This is a genomic window from Micromonospora sp. CPCC 205539, assembly GCF_036906815.1.
Classification (GTDB): Bacteria; Actinomycetota; Actinomycetes; order Mycobacteriales; family Micromonosporaceae; genus Micromonospora.
On record NZ_JBAKHW010000026.1, the window covers coordinates 77,212 to 97,698 of the forward strand.

Sequence of the window (20,487 nt, forward strand, 5' to 3'; positions counted from 1 at the left end):
CGTCAGCCGAGCAGGCGCGGGGCGATGACCGCCTCCCGGACGCTGCCGTCCGCGCCACGACTGATCTCGTACGCCGAAACGCCCTCGCGGTCCGCGATGGCCTCGACCAGCCGGGTGCCCCGGTAGACCAGCCCGACGCCGTCGTCGGTGCAGTGGCTGGTCGGCAGCGTCTCGTTGCCGACCAGCTCGTGCATCAGCGGTCGCCGCTGGTCCTCGCTGTCGTAGTGCACACCGTTGCCGTACGGCAGCCAGCCCAGGCCCTCGGTGAAGCCGCGCAGTCGGGGGCCGAAGCTGTCGGTGGCGCCGCCCTGGTGCCAACAGATCGAGCCGGCGGAGACGCCGCCGAGCACCACGCCGGCCTGCCAGCACTCGTGCAGGATCTCGTCGAGCCCGTGCACCCGCCAGACCGCGACGAGGTTGGCCACGCTGCCGCCACCCACCCAGATCAGGTCCTGGGCGAGCAGGTGGGCGCGGACGTCCTCGACGTTGGGCATCGGGAACAGGGCGAGGTGCGACAGCCGGAACCGGGTGTCGGCGAACGCGCCGTAGACCGCGGTGAGCGAGGTGGGCTGGTCGCCCACGGCCTGCCCGAGGTAGCAGACCCGCGGGTGCGCGCCGGCCTCGGCCAGCTCGGCCCCCAACTCGAAGACCGGGCCGGGCCGCAGGTCCGCCGGGCCGCGGTCGCCCCGGAAGAAACCCATGCTGGTGGCGAGGATGGTTGGTTCGCTGGCGGGCATCGCGCGGTCCTTCCGACGGTACGGGCGGCGTCCATCCTGCCGCAGCCACCCGCCCGCCGGTGCGACGACCAGGCGGGTCAGCCAGCGCGGCGCTGGTGGGGCACCAGGGCGAGCGCACCGGTGATCGGCCCGGTCGGCTCGGGCCCGGCGGGCACGTCGGCCGACCCGACGGGCTCATCGGGGGACGCCTCGCCGGCCGGCCCGCCACCGGCCACCGGCTCACCCTCGGGCCACTGGCCGGGGGTCAGCTCCACGAACTCGGCCGGGGTCAGCTGCCCGGCGGCGGCGCGGGGCAGCGTGAACCGTTCGGGCGCGGCCGGGCCGGCGGCCGCCGACTCGCGCAGCATCCAGCGCACCTCATCGGCCGTCCAGCCCAGCCCCGACCGGCCGGCGATCTCCCGGACCAGCCGCCGACCGACCCGGGTGTCGTCGTCGTAGAAGCGCATGCACCAGTGGTGCGTCCACATGCCGAGCGCCCGCAGGCCAGCGTCGTCGAGCGAGCCGGCCAGCCGGCCACACGCGGTCTCGCCGAACGCCCGCTCGGGGTCGCCCGCCCGGTCGCGGTCCAGCGCACCGACGGCCGCCGGCGCGACGGCCCGCATCCGGCGGTAGAAGGACTGCACCACAGCGCGGGGCAGCGACGGGAACCCGTCCCGTGTCGATGCCGCCGCCCGTCCCGCCAAGCCCGCCATCGCCGCACCCCTTCTTGAGTTGGTGACGGGACGCTACCCACCAGGACCGACAATTTCGGGCGGAAATTGTGGATAGCGGGGATGAGCTGGGACGTCTGTACAGGTGACAACGAAACGGAGGTGGTGGGTGGACGAGGATGAGCGGGCCCGGTTGGCCGAGTTCGTCGCCAGCCGTACTCCGGCGCTCATGCGGGTCGCGTACCTGCTGACCGGAGATCGCAACGCCGCCGAGGACCTGTTCCAGTCGGCGTTGGCGCGGACCATCCCGAAATGGGGCGACATCCGGCACACCGACCCCGAGGGCTATCTGCGGGTGGTGATGTACCGCGAGCAGATCAGCTGGTGGCGGCGACTGCGCCGGTGGCGGGAAACTCCGCTCAACCCGGCGGACGAACCGGTCGGCGCCGACCCGAGCGGGGGGTCGGACGTGCGGTTGGCGATGCGTGCCGCGCTGCGCCACCTGCCACCGGCGCAGCGGACGGTGGTGGTCCTGCGTTACTACGAGGACCTGCCCGAGGCCCGGGTGGCCGAGCTGCTGGGCTGCTCGGTGGGCACCGTGCGCAGCCGTACCCATCGGGCGGTCACCCGCCTGCGGGAGCTCCTGCCGGAAGTCGCACTGCTGGAGGTACGGCGATGACCGATCCCTTCGAGCATCTAATCCGTTCCACCCTCACCGACCTGGCCGAGGAGGCACCGATCGTGCAGGACCAGTTGAGCCAAGCGGAGCGGCGGGTACGTAACCGGCGCCGCGCCACGGTGGGTCTCGGGGCGGTGGGCACCCTGGCGGCCCTCCTGATCGCCACCCCGATCGCCCTCGCCGCGACCGGCTCGGATCAGCCGCAACCAGCCGCGCCCAGCCCGTCGAGCCCGGCGGTCGTGCCCAGCCCGCCGGTACCCAGCCCGTCCGAGCCGACCGCGGTGCCGAGCCCGTCCGACCCGATCGCCTCGCCCACCCCCGTGGGGCCGCCCGGGGTGCCCGGCCGACCGACGCCCACTCCCCTGGGGCCGCCCGGCGTGCCGGGCCGGCCGACGGCCTCGCCCACCCCCGTGGGGCCGCCCGGGGCGCCGGGCGAGCCGACGCCCACTCCGATTCCGTCGGGGCCGCCCGGGGTGCCGAGCCCCGCCAGGTGAGCAGGACCGGTCAGGTCGGCGGCCTACCCGCCCCGGCCTGACCGGCCACCACCCACCGCCGATGCCGACGGCAGCGGCTGGGCGCGGAGATCCCCGTCACCCTCGCCGGGGTGTTCGCCGCACCGACGCACACCGCGCCACCCCGCGACCATGGCGTAGCTCACCTGCGCTTTGCCAAGGTCGGTGGGGCCGCCCACTCTTGTGCCATGACCAATCACGGACACCCGGCGCGCGAGCTGCGAGGGCGGCGATGAGCGCCGCCCTGGCCCGGGTGCCCGGGTCGCTCACCGGGCAGTTGGTCACCCCCGGCGACCGCCGGTATGCGCAGCTGCGTTCGACGTACACGACGACGGCGTCGCCGGCCGGCGTCCTGCTGCCGAAGAGCACCAACCAGGTGATCGCCGCGATCCGCTACGCGCGGGAGCAGCGGCTGCCGATCGCCGTCCGCAGCGGCGGGCACGGCCTCTCCGGCGTCTCCTCCAACAACGGCGGGCTGGTCATCGACCTGTCCATGCTCAACCGGGTGCAGGTGCTCGACGAACGGGCCGGGCTGGTCCGGGTCGAGGCCGGTGCCCGCTGGGCGAACGTCGCGAAGGCGCTGGCCCCGTACGGCCTGGTCATCAGCTCGGGTGACTTCGGCAATGTCGGCGTCGGCGGCCTGGCCACCGGCGGCGGCGTCGGTTGGCTGGTCCGCTCCTCCGGCCTCACGATCGACCGCGTCCGCGCGGTGGAGGTGGTGCTCGCGGACGGGACGCTGGTACGCGCGGACGCCGAGCACGAGCCGGAGCTGTTCTGGCTGGTCCGGGGCGCCGGCGCGGGGGCGGGCATCGTGGTGGCGTTCGAGATCGAGGCCACCGAGCAGCGCAACGTCGGTGTGGCCCAGTTGATCATCGAGGCGGACCCGGACGGCAGCACCGTTCGGGACTGGACCCGCTACCTGGCGCAGGCGCCCCGAGAGCTGTCCGCGGGCGCCGTGCTCTACGCGGAGGGCCGGTCGACCCTCATGTCGATCACCGCCGTGGTCGCCGCCGAGAGCCTGCGCCGGGCCCGGCCCCTGGTGGAGCCGTTGCTGGCCATCGGGAAGGTGCTCGAACACCGGGCCGATCTGCTGCCCTACCCGTCGCTGGTGCCGACCGCACACCTGCAACCGAACGTCGGACAGCAGCGGGGCACGACCACCAACGGCCTGTTCACCAAGCTGGACGACGCCGTCGCGCGAGCCCTGACCCGGGCGACGACCGGGCCGGGACGGGCCGTGATCCAACTCCGGTCGGTCGGTGGGGCGGTCAACGACGTCGACCCCGGCGCGACGGCCTACCCGCACCGGCACCAGAACACCCTGGTCGTCGCCTCGGTGTTTCCGCCGCAGGGGGGAGCGGCGCTGGAAGCCGCGTGGCGGGGTGCCGCCGGACGGGCCGACGGCGCGTACGTCAACTTCGAGAGCCGACCGGACCCGGCCGCGTTCGCCCGGATCTACCCGGGTGAGACCGGCGCCCGGGTGCGCCGGCTGTGGAAACGGTACGACCCGGACGGCGTCTTCCGGTCCGCCCTGCTGACCGCTCGGCCTGCCCGGTCCGGCCAACCCGCCCGATCCGGCCAAGCCGCTCGATCCGCGCAGCCTGCTCGCTCCGGTCAGCCCCGGTCCGGTCAACCACACCGTCGCCGCCGCTGACGGGTGGTGGGCCGGCGGACGCGCGGCGGCACGGAGGCCGCACGCCCAGGTCCGATTCCCGCCAGCCGAGGGCCCGGTTCGCGGGGCATCATCGGTGGCGTGGAGTTGGACTTTGAACGGTGCTACCGGGCCGTGGACAGCCGTGACCAGCGGTTCGACGGGTGGTTCTACACGGGCGTGACGTCGACCGGGATCTACTGCCGGCCGTCCTGCCCGGCGACCACGCCCAAGCGGCAGAACGTCCGATTCTTCCCGTCCGCCGCCGCGGCACAGGGCGCCGGGTTGCGCGCCTGCCGCCGCTGCCGGCCCGACGCCGCACCCGGTTCGCCGCAGTGGGACGTACGCGCCGACGTGGTCGGCCGGGCGATCCGCCTGATCTCCGACGGGGTGGTGGACCGGGACGGCATCCCCGGGCTGGCCGCCCGACTCGGTTACACCGAACGACACCTGCACCGGATGCTCCGCGCCGAGATGGGTGCCGGCCCACTCGCGCTGGCCCGGGCGCAGCGGGCGCAGACCGCCCGGATCCTGATCGAGACGACCGGCCTCGGCATGGCCGAGATCGCGTTCGCCGCCGGTTTCGGCAGCGTGCGGCAGTTCAACGACACGGTCCGCGAGGTGTACGGGATCTCCCCGTCCGAGCTGCGAACGGTCCGTGGCCGGCAGGCCGCGGCAGCCGGGGCGGGAACGATCACGCTTCGGCTGGCGTACCGCCCGCCGCTGCACGTCCGGGCGCTGCTGGACTTTCTCGCGGTGCGGGCGCTGCCCGGCGTCGACGAGGTTCGCGACGGGACGTACCACCGGGGGTTGCGGCTGCCGCACGGCGCCGGCGAGGTGGCGCTGACCCCGGCGGACGGGCACGTGTCGGCGACCTTGCGGCTGACCGACCTGCGTGACCTGGCGCCGGCGGTGGCTCGCTGCCGCCGGCTGCTCGACCTGGACGCGGACCCGGCCGCCGTCGACGCCACGCTCGCGGCCGACCCGGCGCTCGCTGCGGCGGTCGCCGCCGAGCCCGGCATCCGGGTGCCGCGCGCCGTCGACGGGTTCGAGCTGGCCGTCCGCGCCATCATCGGCCAACAGGTCTCGGTCACCTCGGCCCGCACCACCCTCATCCGCCTCCTGAGCGCCCACCCGCACAAGCGGGCCCCCGAACGGGTTGATCATGAGGTTGACGGGGCGGACAGAGATCCAATCCCCGGTCAACCTCATGATCACCGGAGCGGGGGCGAGAGCGGGGGTGGGGACGGGGGTGGGGGGTTGCTGGGGTTTCTTTCTCCGGAGGAGGTGTTGTCGGTGCCGGATGAGGGGTTCGGGATGCCGGTCGGGCGGCGGGAGACCGTGCGGAGCCTGGCTCGGGCCGTTGCTGACGGGTCGCTGGATCTCGCGCCCGGCGGGGACCGGGAGGAGACGGTCCGGCGGCTGCTGGCGCTGCCCGGCATCGGCCCATGGACGGCCGGCTACCTGGCCATGCGCGCCTTCGGCGATCCGGACGTCCTGCTCCCCACCGACCTGGCGGTCCGGCGCGGCGCGGCCGCGCTCGGCCTGCCCGACGACCCGAAGACCCTCGACGCGTACGCCGACCGTTGGCGCCCCTGGCGTTCCTACGCCACGATCAGACTCTGGAGAGCGGCATGAGTATCGACAGCAGCGTGCTGAGCACCCCGACCGGCCCACTGAGCGTCCTCGTCGGCCCGGACGGCGAGGTCCGGGCGGCCGGCTTCACCCCGGACCCGGAGTCGCTGCTCGCCCTGGTCCACCCGACCCTGCGGGCGCCACTGCGGCAGCGGGCCGACCTGGGCCCGGTCAGCGCGGCCGTGCGGTCCTACCTGGATGGTGATCTCACGGCCATCGACGAGGTGCCGGTGCGACAGCGCACCGGTGGCGAGTTCATGGCGCACGCGTGGCAGGTGCTGCGCGACGTGCCGCCCGGTACGCCGGTCACCTACACCGGATACGCGACGCTGGCCGGTCGGCCGCCAGCGGTACGGGCCGCGGCGGCCGCCTGCGCCCGCAACGCGGCAGCGCTCTTCGTGCCCTGCCATCGGGTGCTGCGTACCGACGGCACGCTCGGGGGCTACCGGTGGGGGTTGGACGTGAAGAAATGGCTTCTCGGTCATGAGCGGCGCTCGACGACAAGCTGATACAAATATCGACGGGTATTAGCTACCGTCAGGTAGTGCCAGTGGAGAGCGACGGCAACCCGGCCGCACGGGTCGCCGCGCGCCCCCACTCCGTGCACAACCTCTGGCGGCTTCGCCGTTACCTCCGCCCGTACGCTGCCGAGTTCGCCTGGCTGCTGTTCGCCGGGATCGCGGGCACGACGGCCGGGATCGCCGTACCCCTGGTGGCGCAGCGCGTGGTGGACGGCCCGGTGGCCCGGCACCAGCCCGCCGGGCTGCTCCAGCTCGGCGGCCTGGCGCTGGCACTCGGGGTGACCGAGGCGGTGTTGATCTTCATTCGTCGGTGGGTGCAGTCCTCGTCGGCGGTGGGCATGGAGGCGGCGCTTCGCGCCGACGTCTACGCCCACCTGCAACGACTGCCGGCCAGCTTCCACGACCGTTGGCAGTCCGGCCAACTGCTCTCCCGCATCACCAGTGACCTGTCGGTGATCCGCCGGTTCCTCTCCTTCGGCGTGTTCTTCCTGGTGCTCAACCTGACCACCTACCTGGTCGTGGTGGTGCTGCTGATCCGCCTGCACCCGGCGCTCGGGCTGCTGGTGGCCGCCAGCACGGTGCCGCTGCTGCTGATCAGCCGGCGCTTCGCCCGGCACTACCACGCCGCGTCCCGCCGGATGCAGGACCAGCAGGGCGACGTGGCCACCCTGGTCGAGGAGACCGCGCAGGGGCTACGCACCATGAAGGCGTACGGCCGGGGGCCCGAGCTGGCCGCCCGCTTCGCCGGCGGGGCCCGCACGCTGCACGACACCGGTGTGGGCAAGGGGCGGCTGCTGGCGAACACCGCGGCGCTGCTCGACCTGGTGCCCAACCTGACCCTGGGCGTGGTGCTGGTGTCCGGGGCCACCGCCACCGCTCAGGGCGTGCTCACCATCGGCGAGCTGGTCGCATTCGTGAGCCTCCAACTGATGCTCATCTGGCCGGTGCAGACCCTCGGTTGGATCATCGCCAACGGCCAGGAGGCGGCGACCGCCGCCGACCGGGTCCAGGAGGTACTGGACACTCCGGCGCAGATCGTGGACGCGCCCGGCGCGCTCGCGCTGCCCCGCGACGCGGTCCACGGCCGGCTCCGGTTCGAACGGGTCACGTTCCGCTACCCGGGCACCACCGCCCCGGTGCTGCACGGGATCGACCTGACCATCGAGCCGGGCGAGACGCTGGCCCTCGTCGGCGCCACCGGCTGCGGCAAGAGCACGCTGCTCTCCCTGCTGCCCCGGCTGCACGAGGTGACCGACGGCCGGATCACCCTGGACGGGCACGACCTGCGCGAGCTGCGTCTGGATTCGCTGCGCAAGCTCGTCGGGGTGGCGTTCGAGGAGCCCACGCTGTTCTCCATGTCGGTCCGGGAGAACCTCACCCTGGGCCGCCCGGACGCCGACGACGACGAGATCCGCGCGGCCCTCGCGCTGGCCCAGGCCGACTTCGCGTACGACCTGCCCTGGGGATTGGGTACGCGGGTGGGTGAGCAGGGGTTGTCCCTCTCCGGCGGGCAGCGGCAGCGGTTGGCGCTGGCGCGGGCGGTGCTCGGCCGTCCGGCGCTGCTGGTCCTGGACGACCCGCTCTCCGCCCTCGATGTGCACACCGAGGCGCTGGTGGAGGCGGCGCTGCGCCGGGTCCTGCGGGACAGCACCGCGCTGCTGGTGGTGCACCGGCCGTCGACGATCGCGTTGGCGGACCGGGTCGCTCTGCTCGACGGTGGCCGGGTCGCCGCGATCGGCCGGCACTCCGAGCTGTTGGCCACCGTGCCGGCGTACCGCGCGCTGCTCGCCGCCGAGCCGTCGGCCCGCCAGCCGGACGCGGCCAGCCTGCAACCCGGCGACGCGGCCGACGGCTCCGCGGCACCCACGTCGGACGGACGCGGGCTGGTGCGCTCGTGACCGCGGCGGATGCGGCGGACCCACCGCCCGGTGATGCACCGGCGCTGACCCGATGGCGGGGGACGGCCACCGACCCGGAGGCCGACCGGAGCCGGGCCGAGGACACCACGCCCGAGGCCGTCGCCCTGTTGCGCCGGCAGAGCCGGGTGCTGCTGGCCGACCTGCTCCGCCCGCACCGGGGGCGGCTCACCGCGGCGGTCGGCCTGCTGCTGGCCCAGAACGCCGCGGCGATGTCCGGCCCGTACCTGGTCATGGTCGGTATCGACCAGGCCATCGCACCGCTGCGGGCCGGGAACGCCGGCCCACTGGTCGCCGTCGCCGGCGCGTTCGCGGCAGCCACCGTGATCGAGTACGGGGCCCGCCGTGGCTTCCTCGCCCTGTCCGCCCGGATCGGTCAGGCCGTCCTGCTGGAGCTCCGGCAGCGGGTGTTCGGGCATTTCCTGCGACTGTCGGTGGGCTTCCACGAGCGGTACACCTCGGGCCGGATGGTCTCCCGGCTCACCAGTGACCTGGACTCGATCGCCGAGCTGGTCGACGGCGGCATCGACAGCCTGGTGCTGGCCGCGCTGTCGATCCTGTCGGTGGCCGCCATCCTGCTCTGGCTGGACCTGCCGTTGGCCGCGGTGACGCTGCTCGCCTTTCCGTTCCTGTTCTGGCTCTCCCGCTGGTTCGCCCGGGCGTCGGCCAGCGCGTACCGCCGGACCCGGGAGTCGGTCGCGCTGGTCATCGTGCACTTCGTCGAGTCGATGCGGGGCATCCGCGCGGTGCAGGCGTTCCGGCGGGAACCCCGCAACCAGCAGATCTTCGTGGCGCTCGGCGACGACTACCGGCGGGCCAGCCTGCGCGCGTTCCGGTTGATCGCCACGTACTCACCGGCGATCAAACTGATCGGCAACGTCACGGTGGCGGTCGTGCTCTGCTACGGCGGCTGGCGGGTGCTCGGCGGGCGGACCGAGGTCGGGGTGCTCGCCGCGTTCCTGCTCTACCTGCGCCGCTTCTTCGAGCCGATGCAGGAGTTGAGCCAGTTCTACAACTCGCTCCAGTCGGCCACCGCCGCGCTGGAGAAGCTCGCCGGGGTGCTGCAGGAGCGGCCGGCGGTCGCCGAGCCGGCCCAGCCGGTGCCGCTACCGACCGGCGCCGGCCGTGGCGAGCTGACCTTCCGGGGGGTCTCCTTCGGCTACCGCGCCGATACCCCGATCCTCGCCGGGCTGGAGCTGACCGTGCCGGCCGGGCAGACCGTCGCGCTCATCGGTCCGACCGGCGCCGGCAAGTCGACCATCGCCAAGCTGGTCGCCCGGTTCCACGACCCGGAGACCGGCACGGTACGGCTCGACGGGGTCGACCTGCGCGAGGTGTGCGACGCCGACCTGCGCCGCGCCGTGGTGCTGGTGACCCAGGAGAACCACCTGTTCAGCGGCACCGTGGCGGAGAACATCCGGTTCGGCCGGCCGGGGGCCGACGACGCCGCGGTGCAGGCCGCCGCCCGGGCGATCGGCGCGCACGACTTCATCGTCGCGCTGCCCGACGGGTACGCCACCGAGGTGCGCCGGCGCGGTGGTCGACTCTCCGCGGGGCAGCGGCAGTTGGTCGCGTTCGCCCGCGCGTTCCTGGCCGACCCGACCGTGCTGATCCTGGACGAGGCGACGTCCTCGCTGGACGTACCGACCGAGCGGATGGTGCAGCGGGCGCTCGGCACCGTCCTCCGGGACCGCACCGCGCTGGTGATCGCACACCGGCTCTCCACCGTGGAGACCGCCGACCGGGTGCTCGTCCTCGACGGGGGGCGGGTCGTCGAGGACGGTCCGCCCGCCGAGCTGGCCGAGGCCGACGGCCGGTACGCGGCCCTGCACCGGCAGTGGCGCGAGTCGCTGGTCTGACCCGGCGATGCGGCAACTCCGTGGCCCGAGCCTGCGGTGGTGCCTACGATCGCAGGATGACCGACACGGCGAGGACGGCCCGCACCGGCCTCCCCGAGCGTCCGACCCTGGACGGGCTCGAGGAGCGCTGGGCACGCCGCTGGCAGGAGGACGGCACGTACGCGTTCGACCGGACGAAGAACCGGGCCGACGTGTACGCCATCGACACCCCGCCGCCGACCGTATCGGGCGAGCTGCACATGGGGCACGTCTTCTCGTACACGCACACCGACACCGTCGCGCGGTACCAGCGGATGCGCGGCAAGACGGTCTTCTACCCGATGGGCTGGGACGACAACGGTCTGCCCACCGAGCGTCGGGTGCAGAACGTGTACGGGGTGCGCTGCGACCCGGCCCTGCCGTACGACCCGGTGTGGCGACCGCCGACGACCCCGGTCGACGAGGCGGCCCGACGCGACGCGATCCCGGTCTCCCGGCGGAACTTCATCGAGCTGTGTGAGCAGTTGACGGTCGCCGACGAGCAGATCTTCGAAGTGCTCTGGCGGCGGCTCGGGCTCTCGGTGGACTGGTCCCTGACGTACACCACGATCGGGCTGGTCGCCCGGGCGACCAGTCAGCGGGCGTTCCTGCGCAACCTGCGCCGCGCTGAGGCGTACCAGGCGGAGGCGCCGACGTTGTGGGACGTCGGCTTCGCCACCGCGGTCGCGCAGGCCGAGTTGGAGGACCGGGAGCGCCCCGGCGCCTACCACCGGCTGCGGTTCACCGGGCCGGCCGGGCGTGAGGTGCTCATCGACACCACCCGACCGGAGCTGCTGCCGGCCTGCGTGGCGCTGGTCTGTCATCCGGACGACGAGCGGTACGCCGACCTGGTGGGCCAGACGGTGCGCAGTCCGCTGTTCGCCGTCGAGGTGCCGGTGCACGCCCACCCGCTCGCCGACCCGGCCAAGGGCACCGGCGTCGCGATGGTCTGCACCTTCGGCGACCTGACCGACGTGACGTGGTGGCGCGAGCTGCGGCTGGGCACCCGGGTGGTGATCGGCCGGGACGGTCGGCTGCTGCCCGAGCCGCCCGCCGGGGTGCCGGCGCAGCCGTACGCGGCGCTCGCCGGGCAGACGATCAACGGCGCCCGGCGGGAGATCGTCGCGATGCTGGGCGATGCCGGCGACCTGGTCGGCGAGCCGCGTCCGATCACCCATCCGGTCAAGTTCTACGAACGCGGCGACCGGCCGCTGGAGATCGTCTCGACCCGGCAGTGGTACCTGCGCAACGGCGGCCGGGACGAGGCGCTGCGCGCGACGCTGCTGGCCCTGAGCGAGCAACTGCGCTGGGTGCCGGCGCACATGAAGCACCGCTACGACCACTGGGTGGGCGGCCTGACGGGCGACTGGTTGGTGAGCCGGCAGCGCTTCTTCGGTGTGCCGGTGCCGGTGTGGTACCGGCTCGACGACACTGGCGAGCCGGACTGGAGCCAGCCTCTCACGCCGGACGAGTCCGCGTTGCCGGTCGACCCGTCCAGCGACCCGCCACCCGGCTACGACGAGTCGCAGCGCGGCCGGCCGGGCGGTTTCGTCGGCGACCCGGACGTGTTGGACACCTGGGCGACCTCGTCGCTGACCCCGCAGATCGTCGGCGGCTGGGAGACCGACCCGGACCTGTTCGCCCGGGTCTTCCCCATGGACCTCCGCCCGCAGGGGCAGGAGATCATCCGCACCTGGCTCTTCTCCAGCGTGGTCCGATCACACCTGGAGCACGGGGTGCTGCCCTGGCGGGACACCGTGCTCTCCGGCTGGATCCTCGACCCGGACCGCAAGAAGATGTCCAAGTCCAAGGGGAACGTGGTCACCCCGCTGGCGTTGCTCGAGCAGCACGGCTCGGACGCGGTGCGCTACTGGGCGGCCAGCGGCAAGCCCGGCATGGACCTGGCCTTCGATCCGGCGCAGATCAAGATCGGTCGGCGGCTGGCCACCAAGCTGCTCAACGCGTCGAAGTTCGCGCTGGGGCTGGGCGCCGCCGACGCGCTGCGTACCCCGTACGACAACTCCAGCTCGGCGCGTCTGACGCCGCGCCGCGACCTGGAACTGTCGGCGACCGCGCCACTGGACCGGGCCATGCTCGCCGAGTTGGCCACGGTGGTGAGCGCGGCGAGCACCGCCTTCGACTCGTACGACCACACGGCGGCGTTGCAGGTGACCGAGGCGTTCTTCTGGCGGTTCTGCGACGACTACATCGAGCTGGTCAAGGAGCGCGCGTACGGCACCGGCCCGGCCGCCGACTCGGCACGTGCCGCGCTGGCCTCGGCGCTGTCGGTGCAGTTGCGGCTGTTCGCCCCGGTGCTGCCGTACGTCACCGAGGAGGTCTGGTCCTGGTGGCGGTACGGCTCGGTGCACCAGGCACCGTGGCCGACCACGTACGAGGTGACCCGGACCATCGAGGGGACGGGTGAGCCCGCCCTGCTGCGGCTCGCCGGTGACGCGTTGAGCCAGGTGCGCCGGGCCAAGTCGGAGCGGAAGCTGTCGATGAAGGCGGAGGTGCCGCTCGCCGAGGCGCTCGGGCCGGCGGCCCTGCTGGAGCAGCTCACCCTGGTCGCCGACGACCTGCGCGCGGCCGGCCGGATCGGCAAGCTCGACCTGCTGCCCGACCGCACCCCGACCCTCGTGGTCGCCTGCGCCTTCTGACCCGTCACGCCGCCGCCCGCCCCCTCTCGGGCGGCGGCGGACGGGCCCTCACCAGCCGCGGAGGAACCGCAGGCCGAGCAGGATCGCGACCACGGCGGGCCCGACCAGCAGGGTGATCGCCTGGAGCCGGTACGGCATCCGGTGGCGGGTCAGCTCGCCGGCGTTGCCCAGGACGATCACCCCGGCCAGCATCAGGAAAGCCCCCCACCAGCCGGTCTCGAGGTGGATCAGATCCGTCCGGATCAGTTGCAGCGTCAGGCCGACCAGCGCGCCGGTCAGCGCGAGCAGGGCCACCGCCCGGTGCAGGCCACGGGCCAGCGGGTGGGCCGCCCGCCACTGGTAGGTGCCGGCGACCGCCAGGCAGGGCAGCACGACCATCACCGGCCATCCCTTACCCATCACCCCGAACATCAGCAGCGCACCCACCGCGAACACCAGCGTCCCGACGCAGGCGATGACGTACCCGGCGAACGCCCGACCGCCGCCTCGAGCCAGCAACGGCCCGCCGCTGGCCGCGATCAGCGCGGCCGGGATCAGGATGAAGCCCGCCCACCAGTGGAACCGGCCGCTGCCCTGAGCGGCCGTGGCGACCGTGGCGCAGGCCAGCCCGGCGACCGCCAGGCTGGTCAACCAGGGCCGGCTGCTCCGGGAGTACGGCTCAGTCAACGACGTCTGCTCCGCTTCGACGCTCACGTCCACCAGCGTGGCCCTCGGCGCCCCGCCCGGTCCATCCGGCCAGCCCTACCGTAGGACGGTGGCTGGCCGGAACAGCGAACCGCACGGGCTTCAGCTCGTCTCGCCGGCCACGCTGAACGAGCGCAGACGGTCGATGGCCAGCACGGTGAAGCCGACGCTGACCAGCGCCGTCATCACCGACGCCACCGGCACCGACACGCTGGTCTCCAGCAGCCCGGTCGGGGCGATCCGGTCGGCGAGGGCGATCACGTACTGCTGGATGGAGAGCACCTTGGTGCCGCTGACGAAGTTGCCCAGCAGCCCCTCCCAGATCAGCACGTAGACCAGGCCGAGCAGCACCGGCCGCCGGGTGAGCAGGCTGAGCGCGAGGAACAGCGCGGAGTACGCCAACGCGCCCAGCGCCGCCGCGGCGGCGAGCGCCAGGCCGAGGCGTACCGAAGCGGCCAGCACGCCCGCGACGTAGAGCGGCAGCGCGACGGTGACGGCGGTGACCCCGGCCGCCACCGCGAGCTTGGGCAGCACGATCTGCCAGCGCGGCAGCGGCTTGGTCAGGATGTGCACGACCGTGCCGTCGTCGATCTCGGCGCCCAGCACACCGGTGCCGATGATCAACGCCACCACCGGCAGCACCACGGCCAGCCCCAGCCCGACCAGCACCGGCGGCCCCCACTCGCCCGGGTCCACCCCCAGCGAGCGGCAGAGCACGGCCAGCCCGAGCAGCACCAACGGCAGCGGGAGCAGCAGCAGGAACCGGCGCCGGCCGAACAGCCCGCGCGCGGTGATCCAGGTAACGGTCGACATCTCAGGCCTCCACCAGGTAGGAGAAGACGCTCTCCAGGGACTCGTCCGACGGCACCAGCTGGCGCACCCGGATGCCGCGGTCGAGCGCGATCCGGGGCAGCGCCCGGGTGAAGGCGCCGTAGTCGCCGGCGCGCACGGTCAGGCCGGTGCGGTCCAGCTCGACACCGCTCACCGACGGCTCGGCGATCAGCGCGACGGCCAGCCCCCGGTCGTCGGTGGAACGCACCGCGAAGACGTGCGGGCGGTTGGTCATCAGTCGGCGGATGGTCCGGAAGTCACCGGAGGCCGCCAGCCGGCCGGCCACCATCACCTGCACCGTCCCGGAGACCTGCTCGACCTCCTCCAGGATGTGCGAGCTGAACAGGATCGTCCGGCCCGCGTCACCCAGGCTGTGCAGCAACTGCATCATGTGCAGCCGCTGGCGCGGGTCCATCCCGTTGAACGGCTCGTCGAGCAGCAGCACCTGCGGGTCGTGCACCAACGCGGCGGCCACCCGGGCCCGCTGCCGCATCCCCTTGGAGTACGTGCCGATCCGGCGGTCCTGCGCCGACTCCAACTCCACGAGATCGATCGCCCGCCGGGCCGCCGCAGCCGGGTCGGCCAGCCGGTGCAGCTTCGCGCTGGCCAGCACGAACTCGTACGCCGTGAGGAAGCCCTGCACCGCCTCGCGCTCGCTGACCAGCCCCAGCCGCCGGTACACGTCCGGGTTGCGCCAGGTCGGCTCGTCGTCGAGGGTCACCGTGCCGCGCGACGGGTTGAGGAACCCGGCCATCATGTGCAGCAGCGTGGTCTTGCCGGCGCCGTTCGGGCCGAGCAGCCCGGTCACGCCCGGCTCCAGGGCCATGCTGATGTCGTTGACCGCGACCACGTTGCCGTACCACCGGGACACCCCGGTCAGGCTCAGCGTGCTCATCAGGAGGCGACCTTCCGGTAGCGGGCCAGCAGGAGGGCGGTGGCGCCGGCGACCAGCAGCACCGCGGCCAGGGCGTAGACCGGGCCGAACCGGCCGATCATCATCTCGCCCGGATCGCCCTCGACCAGCAGGTCACCCAGCGACCAGATGCCCACTCCCTGCACCAGCGTGGAGGGCGAGGCGAGCCCAGCCAACTCGTTGGCGGCGCGCGACGGCAGGATGCTCAGCACCCCGACGATCGGGGTGGTCATCAGGAAGACCGCCACCACCCCACCGGCGGCGAAGGCGCGCTTGCCGGTCAGCGAGGCGACCAGCAGCCCGACCGAGGCGAAGACCACCGCCCACAGCCCGGCGTAGAGCAGCCCGGGCAGCAGGTCGAGCAGCTCGTTCCACACCCCCCGTATGCCTGCCTTGGTGGTGAACGCGGCGCCCAGGAACATCACGATCTGCGGCCCGCCGAGCAGCAGCCAGAGCGCGGTGACCAGCGCCAGCAGCTTGGCCAGCGCGTAGTCGGCGCGCGGCAGCGGCCGGGAGAAGTACAACGGCAGCACACCGCTGCGCAGGTCCCTCGAGACCAGCTCCGGAGCCGCCACCGCGACGAAGAAGATGACCAGCCAGCTCATCGCGTCGGCGAACTGGGCGTACGTGGCGACCGGCTCACCGATCTGGCTGCGTACGGCGGTCAGCGCCACCGCGACCAGGGTGACGATGCCGACCACCAGCCAGGGAAAGATCTTGGCCTTGGCGCTGCGCCCGAAGCCGAACGTGGTGCGGACCCCGTGCACGTAGAGCGCGCCGAAGACGTGCCGGCGGCCCAGGCGCACGCCACGGTAGCGCTGGTAGCCGATGTCGTGGATGACGCCGGTGGGCGTGGACCGCAACGCGGCGGGTGACGGCTCAGGCATGGGAGAGCTCCCTCGTGGCGAAGAGTTCGGCCACCCGGTGCCGGCGCTGGTCCAGCCGGTGCAGCGGCAGGTCCAGCTCGGCGACCGCGCCGAGGATCTGGTCGTAGGTGCCGTCGTCGGCGAGCGGTACGAGCAGCAGCCGGCCGTCCCGCGCAACCGGCAGCCCGAGCGCGGCGAGCCGGGCCGCCAGCTCCTCGGTGCCCTCACTGACCTCCACGGCGAGCACGTCGGTGGCCGAGGTCATCGCCGAGATGTGGTCGGCGCGCAGCAACCGGCCGCCGTCGATGGCGACCAGCGTGTCGCAGATCCGCTCCACCTCGCCGAGCAGGTGCGAGCAGACCAGCACGGAGATGCCGAACTCGGTGCCGATCCGGTGCACCAGCGCCAGCATGGCGTCCCGGCCGGCCGGGTCCAGGCCGTTGGTCGGCTCGTCCAGCAGCAGCAGGTCGGGGTCGTGCACCAGCGCCTGGGCGAGCTTGACCCGCTGCTTCATGCCGGTGGAGTAACCGCCGACCGGGCGGTAGCGCTCCTCGTACAGACCGACGTGCCGCAGTGCCTCCGAGGCCCGCTCCCGAGCGGCGGTGCGCGGCAGGCCGCTCATCCGGCCGAGGTGGGTGACCAGTTCGGCGGCGGACAGGTCCGGTGGGAGGCAGTCGTGCTCGGGCATGTAGCCCACCCGGGCACGGACCTCCGCCGGGTCGGTGGTCGGGTCGATGCCGAGCACCGAGACCTGACCGCTGGTCGGGGGAATCAGGCCGAGCAGGATCTTGATCAGGGTGGATTTACCGGCGCCATTCGCGCCCACCAGGCCGATGATCCCGGGCTCGACGGCGACGGTGAGGTCGGCGAGCGCGGTGACTCGCCCCCCGTACGTCTTGGTGAGCGACTGGGTCGCGATCAGTGTCACGCAGCCCAGCGTAGGGAGTCGATGGCCGTGCCGGATACCGGCACGCCCCCGGTGCTCCCCTGATCCTCGGAAGGTCCGACCCCTAGGGTCCGTCGGCGGGCCCGGACGACGTTTGCGCCGGTCGCGCGTTTGGCCGTACCCCGCCGCCGGATTGGCCCATCCTGGGTGGCACGATTCACTCTCCGTTCACCGGGCAGTGTTCCGGGGGATATTCGGCCGCCGACGCGGGAGGGATCGTGATGGTCGAGGTAGGCATCCCCAAGGTGAGTGTCGTGGTGCCGGCGTACAACTGCGGCTCACACATCGAGAAGCTGGTCGCGTCGCTGCTGCGCCAGTCGCTGCCCGCCGGCGAGTTCGAGGCGGTCTTCGTCGACGACGGCTCGACCGATGACACCGGCGAACGGTTGGACCGGCTGGCCGCGAAGCACCCCCACATCCGTGTGGTGCACATCGAGAACTCGGGCTGGCCGTCGCGCCCACGCAACCTGGGCATCGAGCACGCACGCGGCGAGTACATCTTCTTCGCCGACGACGACGACTGGTTCGCCGACCAGGCGCTGGAACGCCTCTACGACTGCGCGAAGGCGAACGACGCCGACGTGGTGGTCGGAAAGATGGCCGGGCATGGGCGCAGCGTGCCGCGGGAGCTGTTCCGCAAGAACCGCTTCAACGCCACCCTGGAGAACGCCCCGCTGATCGACAGCCTCACCTGCCACAAGCTGTTCCGCCGGTCGTTCCTCAACGAGCACGGGCTGCGGTTCCCGGAGGGCGGCAAGCGGCGGCTGGAGGACCACGCGGTGGTGGTGCGGGCCTACTTCCTGTCCCGGCGCACCTGCGTGCTGTCCGACTACACCTGCTACCACCACGCCCAGCGGGCCGACGCGCGGAACGTCACCGCGGCGCGACTGGATCCGTCGAGCTACTTCGCGGCGGTGCGCGACGCGTTGGACATCGTGGACGCGTACACCGAGCCGGGTCCGCTGCGGGATCGGCTGCACCGGCGCTGGCTGCGCAACGAGATGATCAGCCGGCTGCGTGGCAAGCGGCTGCTGAAGGCCCCCGAGGACTGGCTGGAGCAACTCGCGCTGGAGATCCAGAAGGTGATCCAGGATCGCTTCGCGCCCGACGTCGCCGCCGGCCTGCCGCCACTGCAGCGCGCCGTGGCGTACCTGGCCGAACGGGGCCGGGTGACCGACCTGCGCCGGCTGGCCCGCTGGGAGGCGGGCATCGTCGCGCACGGCACCGTGGAGGGGTTCGAGCGCTCCGGCAACTCCGTCAAGATCACTGTCGCCGCCGACCTGCGTTCCGCAAGCCGGCCGATCAGCTACCGCGCCGACGACGGCCGCGACGTGCTGGTGGTGCCGATCGACGAGATCGCCCCCGAGGTGCTCGACTGCACCGCCGGGCTCGGCAAGTCCCGGCTGGACGTGGTCGCCCGACGCCGGGAGACCGGCGACGAGATCTTCCTCCCGGTGACCTTCAAGACCGAGCGGGTCACCGACCCGACCGAGGCGGACACCGTGCACGTGGTGCACCGGGCGACCACCACGATCGACTTCAGCGCACTCAACAACGGCCGGACCCGGGGCAGTTGGCTCCTCAAGGCGCGGGTCACCAGCTCCGGCTGGACCGAGGACGCGCCTCTGCCGCTGCTGTTCATCTGCCCGGCGGACGGCGCGGAGCCACGGATTCGGAACGAGCGGATGATCTGGAACCGGCTGCGTTCGGCGGTCGGCCGCCGGATCCGCCGCTGATCCGTCCGCGCGGGTCGTGGAGTGGCGCCCTCGACCGATCGGCAGTCGGCTGCGAAACTGTGTCCCGGTCAGCGAGTGGGGGGTGTGGATGAGCAACGGCTGGGTGCTGCCCGACGATGCGCTCCGAGGCGCATCGGCGTACACGCCGCGCAACGGTGAGCTTGCCGATCTGGAGCTGCTGCTGACCGGCGCATACGCACCGTTGACCGGTTTCATGACCCGCGCCGATCTGGTCTCGGTGAGCCGTCGCGGCCGACTGGCCGACGACACACCGTGGCAGGTTCCGGTCACCCTCCAACTGCCGGCCGCGCTGGCCGAGAGCCTGGATCCCCGCGACCCGGCCCGCCGGGCGCTGCTGCTCACCGACGGCGAGGGCGCGCCCGTGGCCGCCCTGGACGTGGCGGACGTCTGGCCGGTACGCGACGGCGTGGCTGGCGCGGGCGGCCGGGTCCGGCGGCTGGGCGACGGCGGGCACGGCCCGTTCCAGCGGCTGCGCCGCAGCCCGGAGGAGGTTCGGGCGCTGCTGCCCCCGGGCCGGGTGCTCGGGGTGATCGCCGACCGGCCACTGCACCGACCGCAACTCGCCCAGATCGCACACGCCGCCCGCACCCTGGCCGCGCACCTGCTCGTGATGATCCCGGTCGGCACGGGTGGCGCCGACGGGCTGCCCACCGAGGCGCTGGTGCGCAGCGTCTTCGCCGCTCGGGACCGGATGCCGCCGGCCACCCTGGTCGCGGTGCCGCTGTCGCACCGGCGGGAGGAGATCAGCGACGCGCTGCTGCGCGCCCGGGTCTCCGCCGCGTACGGGGTCACCCACCTGCTCTCCACCGGGGAGATGCTCTCCGGTGCCGGGCTGCGGGTGCTGGTGCCGCGCGAGCTGGCGTACGACAACCGGGACGGGCAGTGGCGCTGGCGCGAGGACATCCCGCCGCGCAACCGCCGGCTCGCGCTGACCCAGCGTGAGATCGACGACCTGCTGGACCGGGGCTTCCCACTGCCGGAGTGGCACACCCCGCCGGCCGTCGCGAAGGAGCTGTCCCGGGCTCGGCCGGCGCGCCGGCACCGGGGTCTCGTGGTCTTCCTGACCGGCCTCTCCGGCTCCGGCAAGTCGACCATCGCCCGTGGGCTGGCGGACGCGCTGCGCGAGAGCGGCGACCGGACGGTGACCCTGCTCGACGGTGACGTGGTGCGCCGTGAGCTCTCCGCCGGGCTGGGCTTCAGCAAGGCCGACCGGGACAGCAACGTCCGACGGATCGGCTGGGTGGCGGCCGAGATCGCCCGACACCGGGGGGTGGGCATCTGCTGCCCGATCGCCCCGTACGCCGCAGCGCGCTCCACCGCCCGGGAGATGGCCCTGGCGGCCGGGGCGGGTTTCGTGCTGGTGCACGTCGCCACCCCGCTCGAGGTCTGCGAGCAGCGGGACCGCAAGGGCCTGTACGCGCGTGCGCGAGCCGGCCTGCTCACCGGCATGACCGGCATCGACGACCCGTACGAGGCACCGACCGACGCCGACCTGGTGGTGGACACCACAGAACTGAGCGTGGCGGACGCGGTGCAGACCGTGCTGCACCACCTGACCGAGACCGGCTGGGTGGAGCTGAAACTCCAGTCCGCCTGAGCGGTCGCCGTACCCCGCGTCTTTTTTCGCTGCGTGCTACGCGCTAGTGTTCATCTTT

Annotated in this window: 16 protein-coding genes and 1 pseudogene; 10 read left to right on the plus strand and 7 right to left on the minus strand. The window is 73.1% G+C overall.

Annotation, left to right across the window (positions count from 1 at the left end; translation table 11 throughout):
- Positions 1-2: 2 nt before the first annotated feature.
- Both V6V47_RS22180 and V6V47_RS22185 read right to left on the minus strand, forming a co-directional pair.
- On the minus strand, positions 3-737 hold the full coding sequence (locus tag V6V47_RS22180; protein WP_334630220.1) for a peptidase E: 735 nt from the start codon (positions 735-737) through the stop codon (positions 3-5).
- Between the two features lie 263 nt (positions 738-1,000).
- A pseudogene (locus V6V47_RS22185) lies at positions 1,001-1,429 on the minus strand (hypothetical protein); the annotation flags it as partial.
- A gap of 127 nt (positions 1,430-1,556) precedes the next feature.
- On the opposite strand from V6V47_RS22185, the gene V6V47_RS22190 reads away from it, so the two are divergent.
- The 8 genes from V6V47_RS22190 to valS all read left to right on the plus strand — a co-directional run bounded on the left by V6V47_RS22190 (position 1,557) and on the right by valS (position 12,835).
- Entirely contained in the window at positions 1,557-2,066 is a 510-nt protein-coding gene (locus V6V47_RS22190; RefSeq protein ID WP_334630221.1) for a SigE family RNA polymerase sigma factor, read from the plus strand.
- Positions 2,063-2,560: a hypothetical protein gene (locus V6V47_RS22195; protein WP_334630222.1), complete on the plus strand. Its 498-nt coding sequence runs from the start codon at positions 2,063-2,065 to the stop codon at positions 2,558-2,560. The genes V6V47_RS22190 and V6V47_RS22195 overlap by 4 nt, the downstream gene beginning before the upstream one ends.
- Positions 2,561-2,810: 250 nt before the next feature.
- The gene (locus V6V47_RS22200; RefSeq protein WP_334630223.1) at positions 2,811-4,232 is read left to right on the plus strand and encodes an FAD-dependent oxidoreductase; all 1,422 of its coding nucleotides are present in this window, start codon (positions 2,811-2,813) and stop codon (positions 4,230-4,232) included.
- A gap of 99 nt (positions 4,233-4,331) precedes the next feature.
- Complete coding sequence (locus V6V47_RS22205; RefSeq protein ID WP_334630224.1) at positions 4,332-5,867, plus strand: DNA-3-methyladenine glycosylase 2 family protein; 1,536 nt, start codon at positions 4,332-4,334, stop codon at positions 5,865-5,867.
- Positions 5,864-6,373: a methylated-DNA--[protein]-cysteine S-methyltransferase gene (locus V6V47_RS22210; RefSeq protein ID WP_334630225.1), complete on the plus strand. Its 510-nt coding sequence runs from the start codon at positions 5,864-5,866 to the stop codon at positions 6,371-6,373. The genes V6V47_RS22205 and V6V47_RS22210 overlap by 4 nt, the downstream gene beginning before the upstream one ends.
- Positions 6,374-6,408: 35 nt before the next feature.
- Positions 6,409-8,283, plus strand: a complete 1,875-nt coding sequence (locus tag V6V47_RS22215; protein WP_334630226.1) for an ABC transporter ATP-binding protein — start codon at positions 6,409-6,411, stop codon at positions 8,281-8,283.
- Positions 8,280-10,160: an ABC transporter ATP-binding protein gene (locus tag V6V47_RS22220; protein WP_334630227.1), complete on the plus strand. Its 1,881-nt coding sequence runs from the start codon at positions 8,280-8,282 to the stop codon at positions 10,158-10,160. The genes V6V47_RS22215 and V6V47_RS22220 overlap by 4 nt, the downstream gene beginning before the upstream one ends.
- 56 nt (positions 10,161-10,216) lie before the next feature.
- Positions 10,217-12,835, plus strand: coding sequence for a valine--tRNA ligase (valS, locus tag V6V47_RS22225; protein WP_334630228.1), 2,619 nt, complete (start codon positions 10,217-10,219; stop codon positions 12,833-12,835).
- A gap of 48 nt (positions 12,836-12,883) precedes the next feature.
- Here valS and V6V47_RS22230 read toward each other — a convergent pair whose 3' ends face one another.
- From V6V47_RS22230 to V6V47_RS22250, 5 genes are all read right to left on the minus strand, one after another.
- The gene (locus tag V6V47_RS22230) at positions 12,884-13,528 is read right to left on the minus strand and encodes a hypothetical protein (RefSeq protein ID WP_334630229.1); all 645 of its coding nucleotides are present in this window, start codon (positions 13,526-13,528) and stop codon (positions 12,884-12,886) included.
- 93 nt (positions 13,529-13,621) lie between these two features.
- Positions 13,622-14,332, minus strand: a complete 711-nt coding sequence (locus V6V47_RS22235) for an ABC transporter permease (protein WP_334630230.1) — start codon at positions 14,330-14,332, stop codon at positions 13,622-13,624.
- Position 14,333: 1 nt separating this feature from the next.
- Entirely contained in the window at positions 14,334-15,245 is a 912-nt protein-coding gene (locus tag V6V47_RS22240) for an ABC transporter ATP-binding protein (protein ID WP_334630231.1), read from the minus strand.
- Positions 15,245-16,150 carry an ABC transporter permease gene (locus tag V6V47_RS22245; RefSeq protein ID WP_334630232.1) on the minus strand — a complete coding sequence of 302 codons (906 nt, stop codon included), beginning with the start codon at positions 16,148-16,150 and terminating at the stop codon, positions 15,245-15,247. Before V6V47_RS22245 ends, V6V47_RS22240 begins: the two co-directional genes overlap by 1 nt.
- Positions 16,143-17,057, minus strand: a complete 915-nt coding sequence (locus tag V6V47_RS22250; protein ID WP_334630233.1) for an ABC transporter ATP-binding protein — start codon at positions 17,055-17,057, stop codon at positions 16,143-16,145. Before V6V47_RS22250 ends, V6V47_RS22245 begins: the two co-directional genes overlap by 8 nt.
- A 239-nt stretch (positions 17,058-17,296) precedes the next feature.
- On the opposite strand from V6V47_RS22250, the gene V6V47_RS22255 reads away from it, so the two are divergent.
- Together V6V47_RS22255 and cysC are read left to right on the plus strand one after the other, a co-directional pair.
- Entirely contained in the window at positions 17,297-18,811 is a 1,515-nt protein-coding gene (locus V6V47_RS22255; protein WP_334630248.1) for a glycosyltransferase family 2 protein, read from the plus strand.
- 88 nt (positions 18,812-18,899) lie between these two features.
- On the plus strand, positions 18,900-20,429 hold the full coding sequence (gene cysC / locus V6V47_RS22260; protein ID WP_334630234.1) for an adenylyl-sulfate kinase: 1,530 nt from the start codon (positions 18,900-18,902) through the stop codon (positions 20,427-20,429).
- Positions 20,430-20,487 lie beyond the last annotated feature (58 nt).